This is a genomic window from Saccharopolyspora sp. 6V (assembly GCF_020176785.1).
In the GTDB taxonomy this organism is placed as follows: domain Bacteria; phylum Actinomycetota; class Actinomycetes; order Mycobacteriales; family Pseudonocardiaceae; genus Saccharopolyspora_C; species Saccharopolyspora_C gregorii.
On record NZ_JAIUKB010000194.1, the window covers coordinates 1 to 13,900 of the forward strand.

Here is a 13,900-nt window from a genome sequence, read left to right on the forward strand (position 1 = left end):
CCGCCCGCCCGGCACGGCCGTCGACGGAGAGCACCACCACCCCGGCCCGTCCCGGCCCGGACGAGGTCACCGCTCCGGAGCGGCACGCCACCGCCCGCCAGGACGCGGACGGCGGGGAGCGCCCCGCTCCGGCCGCCCCGCGGGACGGACGCCCGTCGGAGCTCACCGATCTCCAGGTGGCGTTGGTGCGCAAGAGGATGCGCGAACTCACCGAGCGGCCGATCTCGGAAGAGGAGGTCCGGGCGGCGTACCGGGAGTGGCTGCCGCTGCGACGACCGGTGCTGAACTCGGACCGGCTCGCCTACGAGCTGTCCCACTACGCCGTCTCGGGCGAGCTCCCGGGCCTGCGCGGCGGCGGGATGGGCTTGGAGGGCGAGCTGCACAACATCGGCATCTCGCTGCCCCGCGGCTACACCACGAACGACTTCGAAACGATCGTGGACGCCCCGGAGTTCTCGATCGTGCTGGACGACGGCCACAGCGGCCCGGTGCTGGAGATCGTCAGCAAGCCGTTCGCGGTGGTGGACGGCGACCTGGGCCGGCCCTCCGCGGAGCAGGTGCACCGGGCGGTCCAGGACGCGGTGCGCAGGCTGCGGAACGCGCGGGACCGGACGCGGCTGGAGCGGGTCTTCGACGACGACCGCTTCGACGTCGACCCGGACGCGGGCGAGTTCCCGATCCGCAAGTACAGCCAGCACAACCAGGACGAGATCTACGCGCACTACTCGGCGGGTGTGCCGCTGGCGGGCCTGCCCCGGTTCATGCGCTACATCAGCGACTCGATGCGCACCGGCGGGTTCAACAGCGCGGCGCGGCAGCAGCTGCGGGACGGCATGAGCCTGGCCCGCCGGATCAGCGACGAAGCGGCCGAGGCGAACGGGTTCTCCCGGTTCGAGCGCAAGGAGCTCGAAGGGTTCCTCGCCCTCACCTACACGCAGTTCGCGGCCATCGCCGAACGGCACTACGCGGGCACCGGCATGGGGAAGAACTACGCGGCCCTCAACTCCCGGGTCGAGATCTGGGAAGCCCGGCGCGCCCTGAGCCAGGACGTCCGGCGGTACCTGGACGGCGCGTCGCGCGACCTGGCGGCCCGGTTCGCGGGGAACTTCCGCAGCGGGGTGGTCAACGCGAATCCGGGCGTGGCCCTGCTGCAGGAGCGGGTACCACCGCGGGTGCGGAACGCGCGCTCGTCCGGGCGGACGCTGGGCGACTACCTCGACGGGGCGTTCTCGTCCCGCCCGGCGCACCGCGTCAGCCAGTACGACGCGCTGGTCATCCGGACCACGATGGGCATGGACCACAACTACTCCGGCGGCGTCCCCCTGCTCGACCCGCCCGCGCTGGTCGCGGAACTGCGGGTGCAGGGCAGCTCGCGCGAGTCGCCGAACGGGCTGCAGCGGACCGCCGAGGACATCGCGCGTCACGTGCGGTCCAGCTACCGGGAGGCGCAGGAGCTCCGGCAGGAGGACGCGGCCGGCAACAGCCCCACCGGCAGCGGGGGGGCCGACGGTGGCCCGCCCGACTACGGCGGTGGCTACGGCAGCGGTTACGGCGATGGCTACAGCACTCCCGCGCCGCCGCCGAGCGGGGACAGCTACGGCTTCGGCGCGTACAGCGGCCGGTACGTCGGGCAGGACTACTACAGCGCACCGGCACCGCAGCCGAGCACCTACAGCCAGGCCCCCATCACCACGCCGTCCTACCAGGAACCCGTCCACACGAGCTCGCACCGCCGCCACCGCCGCCGGCACCGAGACCGGGACTACTACTACGAAGAGACCCCGACCACCTACCCGAGTTCCTCGCACACCGTGTACGAATCCAGCTACGGGCAACCGGCGATCGCGCCGAACCCGTACCGGAACACGGGAAGCTCCGATTATTACGGCAGCCAGGGCTACTACAGCCAGTACCCGTCGGCTCCGGCCCGTCCCGAGAACGAACCGGGCGGCACCGGCCCGCTTTCCCGGGACGACCGGTCCCCGTTCGCGGTGGATCCGCGCGAGTGGGAGAACTTCCGCAGCTCGATCCCGGGCGTGGAGCGCGGACGCACCGCCGGTATCCACCACGCGGAGCTGGCGGCCTTCCGCGATCCCGACGTGGACCTGCGCTCCGCGCTCGACGACGTGGCGGCGCGCCGGACCGAACCGCGCGCACCCGTGCTCGACTCCCGGTTCCAAGTGCGCCGGATGAACCACGACGGCGACCAGGTCGCCGAGGTGACGTTGCGGGTGGCGCTGTCCGCCGGGCGGGATGCCACCCCGGGTGATCTCGCCGCGGCGTGGTCCTCGGCGGTCGACGGCATCCACGACGTGGTCAACCGGCCGGGCGCGAAGTTCCGCACCGGCCCCGTCGGGGACCGGCTCTTCGTCCGGCTGGAGCAGGTGGAGCCGGGCCGGGACGCGGACGTGTCCGTGGTCGTCGGCGAGGGCCACCGCGGGCTGAGCAACGCGCGGCAGTGGCGTTCCGACATCAGGCCGCGGGAAGCCGCGCACGAGCTCATGCACGCGCTGGGCATTCCGGACGAGCACAACGCCGGCCACGGCCCGCAGGTGCAGCTCGACGTCCCGGGCTCGCTGATGGGCGACTTCTACTCCCCCGCGGAACGCGGCACCACCGCGGAAGGGCTGTCCGAGGGCGGACTGCGCCCGCGCTACCTGGACCTGCTGGGCGCCGCCATCGGCGACGACGTCCCCACCACCACGTTCCGGAACGACCTCCCGGACCCGGCACCCGGCAGCACGCCGGACGCCCCGCCGCCGAACCGGGACGAGGGATCGTCCGGGCCGAACCGGGACGACGACGCACCCGCGTCGAACCGGGACGACGACGCATCCGCACCGGACCGGGGCGATCGATCGTCCCGGCCGAACCGCGACGACGACGCACCCGCACCGAACCGAGGCGACGAGTCACCCGCGCGGCGCCCGGACGACGAGGACGAACCCGCACCGCAGCCCTCCATGCCTCGACGTCGACCGGCCCCGGCACCGGTGATGCTGCAAGGGCGCCACCGGCGCGAGGACGGCACCACGGTCACCGTCGAATTCACCCCGAACGCCGTCGAAAGCCGCATCCTGGGCGACGCGGACGGCCGCCCGATCGGCGTCTGCTTCCCCACCCTGGGCGGCGACGCGGACATGTTCCGATCGTTCACCCGGAACTTCAACGGCCGGGTGACGCGCACGCTCCCCGGGGAGATGACCCTCGTGCCCGGCCCCGCCAACCGGGACGGCTCCCAGGTGCGGCCACCGTGGCAGCGGGACGCCGACCGGCGCGGCCGCCCGCGCACGCCCACCTTCATCTTCATCCACACGAACAACGACCGGTACGGCGTCACCATCCCCATCGACGGCATCAGCACCGTGATCAGCGTCAGCCAGGAGACCGTCGCCTACCTGCTGGACAAGAACCCCGAATTCCAATACATCATGGAGCGCAACGAGAAATCACCGCTGGTGTTCGCGGCCTGCGACGCCGGGAACGCGGGGAACTCCACCCGCATCGTCAGCGGGCTGCGCTCGGGGTATTCCGCCGGGCACGACCTGAGCCGGCGCTACGACAACTCCCTCTACTTCGGGTACAACGAGGTCGCGGTCACCCGGACCGGCTACATCGGCGTCGCCGAGAACGGCGGCTGGCTGCGCTACGACCGCGGCTCGACGACACCGCGGATGGATGCCGACACGATCTACACCCCGCAGCAGGTGAGCGCCATCAACCGGAACGAGTCGGCGGCGAACGTTCCGGCCGACAACACGCGGACCACGCTCGACGACTACGGCAACAACTACGGCAACAACGCGGTCGGCAGCGGCTACGGCCGCGACTACGTGGGCAGCACCACCCGGCAGGTGCCGATCCCCGCGGTCGACCCCGGCTGGGACTGGTCCGGGCCGCCGCAGCCCAGTTCGAGCCAGGACTACTACAGCACGACGACGACCTATCCCCCCGCGTCGTCCCACCAGAGCTCGTACGACCGGGGCGGCAGCCAGAACTACTCCTACCCCTACACCTACGACACCTCCGGGGCGAGCACCTCCACGGCACCGCCCCCGGACCCGTACAACTCCACCTACGGCCTCCCGGCCATCGAACCGAACCCGTACCGGGAACAAGCCCCGTACGACGGCTACGACTCCTACGGCCGCGGCTACTACCGCAGCCGCCGTTGACGGCGGCCCACCGCTCGGCGATCGGCGGCGATCGCCGGCCCGGCCGGATTCGGCGGGCCGGAGCGGGAACTCGTCGTGCGCCCGCCCGCGGCTCAGCGGTGGCGGACGGCGCGGACCAGCGCCGCGGTGTCGTGCCGACGCACACCAGGACGAGGGTGATCGCCGGGATGGCGACCAGCCGCGGGTCCTGGATCGCGGTCAGGCCGGTCGCCCCGATCATGAGTGGCACTTGGCAGGCGGAGGCGGAGGCGAGCCCGCACGGACGCGGCACGCTCGAGCCCGATTTTCCCGCCCATGGCGCAGACCACCCGCCGCGGGCCGAGCCGGTGGAGCGGCGCGCGGCCGGACTCGGCCGGTGCGGCGGAGGACGCCGAGCGCGCGGCGGCAGTCGGATCAGGCGGCCGGGCGCTGTGCTGCCAGGCGGCTGCTGATCCGCCGCTGGAGCTCCCCGAGCCGCTCGGCGTCCCCGCGGATCCCGGCGTGCGGGAGCAGCTCACCGGTGCCGTACCGCGGGATCACGTGGAAGTGCAGGTGGAAGACGGTCTGTCCCGCGGCCGCCTCGTTGAACTGGACGATCTGCACGCCCGCGGGACGGAGCTCGTCGGTGACGGCACGGGCGACGCGCTGCACCACGTGCACGACCGCGGTGAGCTGCTCGGGGGTCACGTCGAGCAGGGTCCGCGGCTCGCCGCTCTTCGGCACGACCAGCACGTGCCCCGGCGATTGGGGGAACACGTCGAGGAAGGCGAGCACGTCGTCGTCCTCGTGCACGACGTGCGCGGGCCCCTCACCCCGGATGATCTTCGCGAAGGGGTTCTCGGGATCGTAGTTCTCGGTCACTGGCAAGGCCTTCTCGTTTCGCAGCACGGAGTGCGGCGCCGGGTCCGCGGTTCGGCGCCGCCATCGGAAACCGTGCCGCGGCGGCATGCTCAAGCCGGGGAGGACCTGCGCATGGCCGGCACCCGCGGCACGGCGGGCCCGTGACGCCGCCGGGCCCGGCGAGGACGCGGGCCGCCGCACTGCGGTCGTGCCACCGCCGCATACACTCGGGCATCGGCGAGATCAGGAAGAAACCCGGGCAGGCACGGTCGCGCGACACGGTCGACGTGCTGGTGGAAGCCGCCGCGCAGATGTTCTCCCGCGAAGGCACCGCCACGACCACCAACCGGATCGCCGACCGGGCGGGGGTGTCGATCGGCACGCTGTACCGGTACTTCTCCGACAAGGAGGCGCTGCTGGCGGCGGTCGCGGAACGCCACGTCGCCGACGTCGCCCGGAACGCGGGCGCGGTGCTCGACCGGTTGCGCGCCGAGGCACCGCCGTTCGACGAGACCATCCGCGCGCTGCTCGACGCCGTCGTCCACGAGCACCGGACCCACCAGCGGCTGCACGCGGTCCTGCACCGGCTGCTGCCCCGCACGGCACGCGACCTCGCGGTGGTGCGAGCGGTGGAGCAGCACGTCGTCGACGAGGTCGCGTTCCACCTGGAGCGCTGCGACCGCGGTGCCGACGCCGAGCTGACGGCCCGGACGATCGTCACCGCGGTCGACGCGCACCTGCACCGGGTGATGGCGGAGCGCGGGTTCAGCGTCGACCGGCTGGCCGGGCTCGTCACCGCGCTGGCGCCACCTCGCTGACGGTGGCCAGCACTTCCGCGCGGAGCCGGCCGATGCCGGGCTCCTCGACCGGGAGGTGCCCGCAGTTCTCCAGCAGGACGACCTTCGTGGGCGCCGAGATGCGCCGCAGGAAGGACGTGCTCACCTCGACGGGCGTCCAGCCATCGGCGCCGGGCGCCACCAGCGTGACGGGCGCGGCGGTGAACGAAGCCGGGTCGGCGTGCTCGTGGGCCAGGAAGCTCGACACGAACCCGAGGGGCACCCGGGCACCGCCGCCACGCGGATCTGCGGCGCACAGCCGCGCCAGGGCGGGATCCGAACTCACGGCGGGCAGGTCCGCCACCCAGCGGATCGGCACCCGCGCGCGGCCCAGGACCGGGTCGACCGCGCGCAACAGCCGCGGGGCGAGCCCGCTCAGCCACGACCACCGCACACCGGCCGCGCGCGCCACCGGGTCGGCGGGGTCGAGCAGGCACGTCGCCAGCACCGCGGCGACCTCGCCGGTGCGGGCCGCGACCTCGTAGGCGAGCATCCCGCCCATGCTGGCCCCGAGCAGGACCAGCGGCCGCGGGTCGGCGGCGCGCTCGGCGCGCACCAGCTCGCACAACAGCTCGACCCAGTCGCCGTAGCGGACGGCCGCCGGGTCGGGGGTCTCGGTGCGCCCGTACAGCGGCAGGTCCGGAGCCAGCACCTCGACGCCGTCCTGCGCCGCGACGGCCAGCGCGGGCCACAGCGACTCGCCGTACCCGCCGACACCGTGGATCACCAGCACGCGGGCCGCGGAGTCCGGACGGGCGGCGCGTGCCACGTGCACGCGGGTGTCGCGCCACCGCCACCAGGTGCGGTCGGGTTCGACGAGCGCCGCGGTGTGCGCGGCGGGAACGAAAGCGGCGTAGTCGTGCAGGTTCATGCCACCAGCCTGAGATCATCCCGAACGCCGCACAACTCGCGTTCCCGCCCAGCCTGACCTGCAACGCCGCCGGAATGCTCAGGTTTTTCGAGCGCACGATCGGGAACGGACCCGACGCGTCCCCGCCGAAGGAAGATCACCGGGGAGGACCGGGGAAGGACGTCGTGCGCGGTACCGGGATCGGACGGCCGCTCCGCCGAAGCTCGCCCGGTCCGCGCCGCCACCCGCACGCGGCCGGACCGGCGACCACCGCCCGGAGGTCAGTCCTGGCGGGTCGCGGTGGCCGGCGGGGTTCTGCTGGCACGCCACGACGGCAGGAGGCCGGCCGCTCCGGCGACCGCCACGAGTCCGGCGCAGGCCGCCAGCAGCGCCAGGACCGGTATCGCCAGCGACGCCTCCGGAACCAGCGCGGTGATCAGCAACGTGCCCAGCGCGATCCCGTGCGGCGCCCCGAAGACGACACCGAGCAGCCCGTACAGCGCGGACTCACCGACCCGGACGCCCAGCAGCCCGCCGCGGGACAGGCCCACCGCGCGGAGCATGCCGCTCTCCCGGCCGCGCTCGACGACCGACAGGCTCGCGGTGGTGCCGACGCCGACCAGGGCGACGAACACGGTCAGCGCGATCAGCGCCAACGCGCTGCCGGTGAGCTGCCCGACCAGGTCGGACTCCTTCGCGCGGAAGTCGTCGAGCACGCTGACCTCCAGCTCCGGCCCGGTGCTCCCGTGCGCGGCGACCGCGGACTGCGCCGCCGCCAGGCCCCCGCGGGCGGCGTCGAGCACGACGTCGGTCGGAGCGGGTCGACGCCGAGGGCGTCGAGGTCGGACGGGTGCGCCAGCACCAGCGAGCCGCCGAGGCTCGACCCGACGACCACCGCCGCGACCCGCACCTCCCGGTCGCCGAGCCGGGCGGAATCGCCCGCGGCGAGCCGGGTCTTGCTCGCGAAGGCGTCCGACACGACGATCGTGCCGGGTTCCGCGTCGTGCAGGGACCCGTCGGCGGCGGTGCTCCCGACCGAGCCGGACAGCCGGGTGATCGGCAGGTCCGACACCTCCAAGCTCGTCGGCCCGCTCGGCAGCTCCAGCCGCAGCCGAGGAGCGCGGAACGGGACGACCGAGCGCAACGCGGGATCGGCCGCCAACGTCGCGGGCAGGTCGGCGGGCAGCACCTCCCCTTCCGGTGCGCGCACCTCGATGTCGGCGGGGTACTGCGCGGCCGAGCTCGCCTCGCTGTAATCGCGCAAGGTGCCGCCGGCGGTGAGCGCCGCGAGGAGCAGCGTCGCGGCCAACGCCACCACCGAGGACACCGACGCCGCGCGACGCGGCATCCCGCCCGCGCTGCGCACCGCCAACGTCGCGACCGGACCGAACCGCCGCAGCAACCGGTGCGCACCGGCGAGCACCGGTCGGGCCAGCGCCGGCGCGAACGCCAGGTATGCGCAGAAGCACGCGGCGACGGCCAGCACGCCGTACAGCATGAGATCTTCGGTGCTCCCGTTCGGGCGGTAGCGCGACAGCAGCCCGCTGGACACGGCGAGCACCACCAGCAGCACCGCCGCGGCCAGCAGCGCGGCACCGAGCGCGGTCCGGAGCGCGGTCCTGGCCGCGCGCTCGCTCGCCCGCGTCGTCGACCGCAGCGCTTCCAGCGGGGACGCCCGTGCCGCGTCCCGGGCCGGGGCCAGCACGGCGAGCACCACCGCGAGCACGACGCCCACCACCACCGAACCCAGCACCAGCGGCGAGGGGGTCACCGCCGAGACCGGCGCGACCAGCGGCACGAGCAGCCCGGCTCCGACGGCCAGCAGCGTCCCGGCGCCTCCCGCGAGCAGGCCGGTGAGCGCGCCCTCGGCGACCAGCGCCCGGCGCAGCCCGCCTCTCGTGGCGCCCAACGCGCGCAGCATCGCGAGGTGCCGGGTGCGCTGCGCGAACACGATCCGGAAGGCGGACACCGCGACCATGGTCGACGCGAGCGACGCCACCAGCACGAACGCGCCGAGCACCGCCGAGACCTTGTCGACCGTTTCCAGGCTTTCGCTCAACTCGGCCTGTCGCGCGTTCTCCGCGGACTGCACGGCCAACGTCGTGGGCTGGGCGCTGCGCTGGATCGTGGGCAGGTCGCCGGTGAGATCAACGCGGGCCAGCTCCGCACCGGTGCGGGCGAGCACTTCCCGGTCCGGGGCGTAGAGCGCGAGCCCGTCCGCGGACGGGGAGTCCACCAGCGCGGTCACGGTGAGCGGCTGCGGTGGGCCACCGTCCGGGTCCGCGAACTCGACCTCGTCGCCGACGCGCAGGTCGAGCCGTTCGGCGGCGCGGGCGGACGCAGCCACTTCCCCCGGTGAACGCGGATACGCGCCCTCGTCCACCTGGACCCGGCTCAGCGGCCCCGCTCCGGGATCGGCGGTGAGATCGACCTCCACGGCTCCGACCAGGCCCGATCCGCTCACCCGGCCGGTCGATCCGGTCACGCCCGCCAGTCCCTCCGCCCGATCCAGCTCGGCGGGCCCGAACCCGGACGGGGAGCGCACGACCGCCGACGCCCCCTCCGGGATCGACGTCAGATCATCGGTGATCGTGCGCAGCGCCATGTCCCGGCCGAGCAGCGTGGCGGTGATGAAGAAGGCGGCCACGGCGATCGTGACGCCGCACAGCAGCAGTCGCACGGGAGCGCGCCGGACGGTGCGCAGGTGCGGGACGACGGCGCTCATCGGATCTCCCCCAGCAGCCGCATGGCCTCCGCGATCCGCGCGGGGTCCGGCTTGGCGAGCGTGTCGACGAGCCGCCCGTCCGCGACCAGCACGACACCGTCGGCGTACGAAGCGGCCACCGGGTCGTGGGTGACCATCACGACGGTCTGCCCGAGTTCGCGCACCGACGTCCGCAGCAGTTCCAGGATCTCGCCGCTCGACCGCGTGTCCAGGTTCCCGGTGGGTTCGTCGGCGAAGATCACCTCAGGCCGGGTGAGCAGCGCCCGGCCCAACGCCACCCGTTGCTGCTGCCCGCCGGACATCTCCGCGGGACGGTGCCCCAACCGGCCCGACAGCCCCAGCCGCTCGGCGAGCTCGCGGACCGCGCCGCGTTCCGGCCTGCGCCCGGCGAGCTGCACCGGCAGCACGATGTTCTCCTCCGCGGTGAGCTCGGGAAGCAGGTTGTACTGCTGGAAGACGAACCCGATCCGTTCCCGCCGGATTCGGGTGAGCTCGTCGTCGCCCAACGTGGCCAGGTCGACGCCACCGATCAGCGCGCTCCCGCCGGTCGGGGTGTCCAGGCCCGCCGCGCACTGCAGCAACGTCGACTTCCCGGAGCCCGACGGCCCCATCACCGCGGTGAAGCTCCTGGCGGGGAACCGGACGGACAGCCCGTCCAGCGCGCGGACCTCCGCAGGGCCGGTGCCGTAGGTCTTGACGAGGTCGACCGCTTCGACGGCGTAGGACGCGCCGGGACGCGCGGCGTCGGCGGGTCGGCTGTGTTGGTTCATGTCTCGAACCCTGCCGAGTCGCGGGTGCGGTCCACCTCCGTCCGCCGACCGGTTCGCCGGTGGAGAACTCTGCCTTTCGGCTGATCCCGGCGGCTGACCCCGCTTGTCTAGGGTCGGCGCATGGTGTTCCCCGGCAAGCCCGCATGGCAGTCGTTGCTCTGGCTGTTCGGCATCCTCGTGACGACGCCCGTGACGATGCTGCTGGAGTACGTGATCTTCGAGGGCTTCGACGGCACGCGGTGGCCGCCGGCCGTGATGTTCACCGGCGGGTCGGTGGCCGCGGTGGTCCTGCTGATCGCGCCGCGGCTCGGACCTCGTGCGCTGCCCGCGGCCGCCATCGGCGCCGCCGTGATCTCGGCGGCCGTGTACTACCCCGCTTACGACGCCAGGGGCTGGCCGGAACGCCCCGACCTCGGGTTGCTGCTGCTCACGCCGACCGCGGCGCTGCTGATCCTGCTCGGGCTCGTGGTGTGGCGGGCGGAGAAGCGCTGGGCGATCGCCACCGGGGTGGTCGTGTCCGCGGTCGTCGTGGCCCAGCCCGCGATCGGGCGCGGCCGGTTGACCGAGGTGGTGATCGGATTCCTCCTGGTGTGCTGCGTGACGCTGTCCTGCACGATCGGCCTGGCCGCCCGGCTGGCCCGCCGGGCGCGGCAGCGCCAGATCGAGCACGAACGGCTGATCCAGCGCACCGACTTCGCCCGCGACCTGCACGACTTCGTCGGCCACCACGTGACGGGAATGGTGGTGCAGGCGCGCGGCGCGCAGGCGATCGCGAAGCGGTCGCCGCAGCAGGCGCTGGACGCGCTGGACAGCATCGCCGAGGCCGGCGCCGAGGCGATGGAATCGCTGCACCGCATGGTCGGGCTGCTGCGCGCCGACGACGGCGGGACCACCGCACCGCCGATCACCATCGACGAGATCTCCACCATGGTCGAGCGGTTCAACCGCGGGCCGGGACCGGAGGCGCGGCTCCGGTTGCCCGACTCCACCGACGGCATCCCCGCCGACGTCGGCACCACCGCGCACCGGGTCGCCCTGGAAGGGCTCACGAACGTCCGCAAGCACGGCCGGAACGTGACGACGGTGCGGATCGACGTGGAACGCGCCGAATCCGAGCTGGTGGTGCGCGTCGGCGACGACGGCGAGGTCGGCAAGATCTCCGGCAGCGGATTCGGTCTGCGAGGCCTGCGCGACCGCGTCGCCGAAGTCGGCGGCGAGTTCGAGGACGGGCCCGCCCCGACGGGCGGCTGGGTCCTCGCAGCCCGCATGCCGCTGCCGTCGAACGGAGGTACCGCGTGACCATCAGAGTGCTCATCGCCGACGACCAGGCGATGATCCGCACCGGCTTCGAAATGATCTTGGGTGCCGAGGACGACATGGAGGTGGTCGGCACGGCGTCCGACGGCGTGGAAGCGCTGGAGATGGTCGCGCTGCACCGGCCGGACGTGGTGCTGATGGACATCCGGATGCCCCGGCTGGACGGTCTGGACGCCTTGCAGCGGATCAACGCCACGGGCGCGGTGGACCCGCCGAAGGTCGTGGTCGTCACCACCTTCGAGGACGACGAGTACGTGCACCGCGCGCTCAACGGCGGCGCCAGCGGCTTCCTGCTCAAGACCGCCAGCTCCGCGTTGCTGCTCGAAGGCGTGCGCGCGGCGGCCTCGGGTGAAGCGCTGGTCAGCCCCGCGATCACGGTGAAGCTGCTGCGCAACCACTCCCCCGCCGAACCCCGCGCGAACCGGCCGAACCCGCTGTCGGCCCGCGAGGGGGAGGTCGCCCAGCTGGTCGCCACCGGCGCCACCAACGCCGAGATCTCCGAGCAGCTGTTCCTGTCCCTCGGCACCGTCAAGACCCACCTGTCGAGCATCCAGTCCAAATTGGACCTCCGGAACCGGGTGGAGATCGCCGCGTGGGTCTGGCAGTCGCAAGGGGTAGGCCGATAGTCATAGGGATTCCCGCGCGAACCGGTCGTCCGACCGATCCGCGACCGAGCGGGTGGCCAATAGCGTTTGGTCTCGGAAGATCGAACGCCGTTGTGCGAAGGAGCTCAATCCCCATGAAGCGTGCACTCGTGTTGGCCGTGCCGGCACTCGCCCTCGTCGGCCTCACCGCGTGCGGCGGTCCGCCGGAGCAGACCGCCTACGAGGTGACGCTGGAGGTCGCGGGTCCCGCCGGGGCGACCGGCACCGTCCAGAAGTCCACTTCGGACTCGCAGGAGCACCCTCCGGTGCAGTTCAGCGTCCCGCACAAGGACACGTGGGTTCCGATGGGCGGTCCGGCGAAGGTCGTCGTCACGCCGGACTCCCCCGATTCGGCCCTCACCTGCAAGGTGCTGGTCGAAGGCGAGGAGCGGGTGACCGAGACCGGGAAGCCCGGCCGGCCGGTCACCTGCGCGCTGACCATCGACGGCCCGGCCTGAGGCTCCGGCCTGCCGATCGTGGGCCGGTTCGCACACCGTGCCGGCGTCGCCCTCGGCTTCGATCGACCAGCAGTGAACATCCATTTTCTCGGAGGCGGCCATTCGCCGCCGCCTTCGGGATGCCCACTCGGAAAGGAAATTCCATGAGCATCCGCAAAACCATCACGGCCCTGGCACTGTGCGCGGCCGGCATGTCCGTCGCAGGCGCAGGCACCGCACTCGCCGAAGAAGTCGTCGGCGAATACCCCACCGCCCAAGCCTGCTCCGACAAACTCCAAGAACTCGCCGACCACGGCGACCCCGGCCCGCTGTTCTGCGCGCCCGTGACCGACGACCAGAACGGCCCGAACAACCTCATCCGCGACTGACCCCACCACCTGGTTCCCCCGCCGACTTCGGCGGGGGAACCGGTGTTCTCGGGCCGATCCCGCATCATCCGCGCGAGAAGACGCCGGACGACCCCGATCACCGCACCGCCCGGCGCTCGCAGATGCAGGAGTTCGACGACCGGCACCCGGCGGCCGTGCTCCGGTTCCGGTGGCACCGCTGTGATTCGGGCCGGTGTATCCGTAGACGTGCGCCGAGTAGACGAGCTTGCCTGTTTTCGCCAGCCCGGGTGCCAGTTCGCGCACCGGTTCCAGCGTCGGCCGTTCGTGTCGAAGGCGAGGAGCGGGTGAGCGAGGCCGGGCAGCCCGGCCGGCCGGTCACCTGCGCGCTGACCATCGACGGCCCGGCCTGAGGCTCCGGCCCGCCGCTCGGCCGGTCCGCGCACCGTCCGCACTCCGAGGCCAGAACACCGGCCGGACGATCGGGTCGCCGTGGTCGGGGCCGCCCCGGCGATCGCCCGCCGGGGCGTCGGGCGAGCCGAGATCAACCGCTCCCGACCTGCCCCGAACAGCAGTCGGCCCCATCGACGAAGATCGCCGATGGGGCCGTCACCTGCTTGAACGCTGGTGCGCGATACTGGGATCGAACCAGTGACCTCTACCGTGTCAAGGTAGCGCTCTCCCGCTGAGCTAAACGCGCTTGCTGTTGTGGTGCCAGCGTAGCGGACGGGAGATCACGTCCGATCGGCGACCCCCGCCGCGCGCCCGGCGGGCGGGCCGGGGTACGCCGGTGCTCACTACCCGTCTTCGAGCCTGCCCGGCAGGTCCTGTCGGTGTCCCGTCAGCGGCGAAGCCGCTGAGCAGCGACCACCAGAGCAGAAGGACCACCCGGGTTCGCAGCGGGTGCCGCGCGGGGGCCCCCGTTTAGCCAGTGGGGGGGGCCCCCGGGGAAACCCTACCCCCCCCGGGGGACCGCGGAG

The 13,900-nt window shown here is 73.1% G+C and carries 10 protein-coding genes, 1 tRNA gene and 1 pseudogene; 6 read left to right on the plus strand and 6 right to left on the minus strand.

Going from position 1 to position 13,900, the window contains the following annotated elements; genetic code table 11:
- A pseudogene (locus LCD35_RS28585) lies at positions 1-4,175 on the plus strand (hypothetical protein); the annotation flags it as partial.
- A gap of 393 nt (positions 4,176-4,568) precedes the next feature.
- Here the strand turns inward: LCD35_RS28585 and LCD35_RS28590 are convergent.
- Positions 4,569-5,015 (minus strand): HIT family protein, encoded by a 447-nt coding sequence (locus LCD35_RS28590; protein WP_224957910.1) that lies wholly within the window; start codon positions 5,013-5,015, stop codon positions 4,569-4,571.
- Between the two features lie 266 nt (positions 5,016-5,281).
- On the opposite strand from LCD35_RS28590, the gene LCD35_RS28595 reads away from it, so the two are divergent.
- Positions 5,282-5,812 (plus strand): TetR/AcrR family transcriptional regulator, encoded by a 531-nt coding sequence (locus tag LCD35_RS28595; RefSeq protein ID WP_224957911.1) that lies wholly within the window; start codon positions 5,282-5,284, stop codon positions 5,810-5,812.
- Here LCD35_RS28595 and LCD35_RS28600 read toward each other — a convergent pair.
- From LCD35_RS28600 to LCD35_RS28615, 4 genes are all read right to left on the minus strand, one after another.
- On the minus strand, positions 5,787-6,701 hold the full coding sequence (locus LCD35_RS28600) for an alpha/beta hydrolase (protein ID WP_224957912.1): 915 nt from the start codon (positions 6,699-6,701) through the stop codon (positions 5,787-5,789). The genes LCD35_RS28595 and LCD35_RS28600 overlap by 26 nt on opposite strands.
- Positions 6,702-6,961: 260 nt before the next feature.
- Entirely contained in the window at positions 6,962-7,396 is a 435-nt protein-coding gene (locus tag LCD35_RS30625; protein ID WP_225045229.1) for an FtsX-like permease family protein, read from the minus strand.
- Positions 7,327-9,405, minus strand: coding sequence for an ABC transporter permease (locus tag LCD35_RS28610; RefSeq protein WP_225045230.1), 2,079 nt, complete (start codon positions 9,403-9,405; stop codon positions 7,327-7,329). Before LCD35_RS28610 ends, LCD35_RS30625 begins: the two co-directional genes overlap by 70 nt.
- A complete protein-coding gene (locus LCD35_RS28615) occupies positions 9,402-10,175 on the minus strand; it encodes an ABC transporter ATP-binding protein (RefSeq protein WP_224957914.1) in 774 nt (257 codons plus the stop codon). Before LCD35_RS28615 ends, LCD35_RS28610 begins: the two co-directional genes overlap by 4 nt.
- 120 nt (positions 10,176-10,295) lie before the next feature.
- Here LCD35_RS28615 and LCD35_RS28620 point away from each other — a divergent pair, with 120 nt between their 5' ends.
- The 4 genes from LCD35_RS28620 to LCD35_RS28635 all read left to right on the plus strand — a co-directional run bounded on the left by LCD35_RS28620 (position 10,296) and on the right by LCD35_RS28635 (position 12,962).
- Complete coding sequence (locus tag LCD35_RS28620; protein ID WP_224957915.1) at positions 10,296-11,474, plus strand: sensor histidine kinase; 1,179 nt, start codon at positions 10,296-10,298, stop codon at positions 11,472-11,474.
- A complete protein-coding gene (locus LCD35_RS28625) occupies positions 11,471-12,118 on the plus strand; it encodes a response regulator transcription factor (RefSeq protein ID WP_224957916.1) in 648 nt (215 codons plus the stop codon). The genes LCD35_RS28620 and LCD35_RS28625 overlap by 4 nt, the downstream gene beginning before the upstream one ends.
- 113 nt (positions 12,119-12,231) lie before the next feature.
- Positions 12,232-12,594, plus strand: coding sequence for a hypothetical protein (locus LCD35_RS28630; RefSeq protein WP_225045231.1), 363 nt, complete (start codon positions 12,232-12,234; stop codon positions 12,592-12,594).
- Between the two features lie 143 nt (positions 12,595-12,737).
- Positions 12,738-12,962 (plus strand): hypothetical protein, encoded by a 225-nt coding sequence (locus LCD35_RS28635; protein ID WP_224967911.1) that lies wholly within the window; start codon positions 12,738-12,740, stop codon positions 12,960-12,962.
- Between the two features lie 583 nt (positions 12,963-13,545).
- On the opposite strand, the gene LCD35_RS28640 is transcribed toward LCD35_RS28635, so the two are convergent.
- Positions 13,546-13,620: transfer RNA gene (locus tag LCD35_RS28640), tRNA-Val, on the minus strand.
- Positions 13,621-13,900 lie beyond the last annotated feature (280 nt).

Bases quoted from the DNA above. Each gene is read 5' to 3' on its own strand.
- LCD35_RS28600 (WP_224957912.1), bottom strand. From the start codon at position 6,701: ATGAACCTGCACGACTACGCCGCTTTCGTTCCCGCCGCGCACACCGCG.
- LCD35_RS28610 (WP_225045230.1), bottom strand. From the start codon at position 9,405: ATGAGCGCCGTCGTCCCGCACCTGCGCACCGTCCGGCGCGCTCCCGTG.
- LCD35_RS28615 (WP_224957914.1), bottom strand. From the start codon at position 10,175: ATGAACCAACACAGCCGACCCGCCGACGCCGCGCGTCCCGGCGCGTCC.
- LCD35_RS28620 (WP_224957915.1), top strand. From the start codon at position 10,296: ATGGTGTTCCCCGGCAAGCCCGCATGGCAGTCGTTGCTCTGGCTGTTC.
- LCD35_RS28630 (WP_225045231.1), top strand. From the start codon at position 12,232: ATGAAGCGTGCACTCGTGTTGGCCGTGCCGGCACTCGCCCTCGTCGGC.
- LCD35_RS28635 (WP_224967911.1), top strand. From the start codon at position 12,738: ATGAGCATCCGCAAAACCATCACGGCCCTGGCACTGTGCGCGGCCGGC.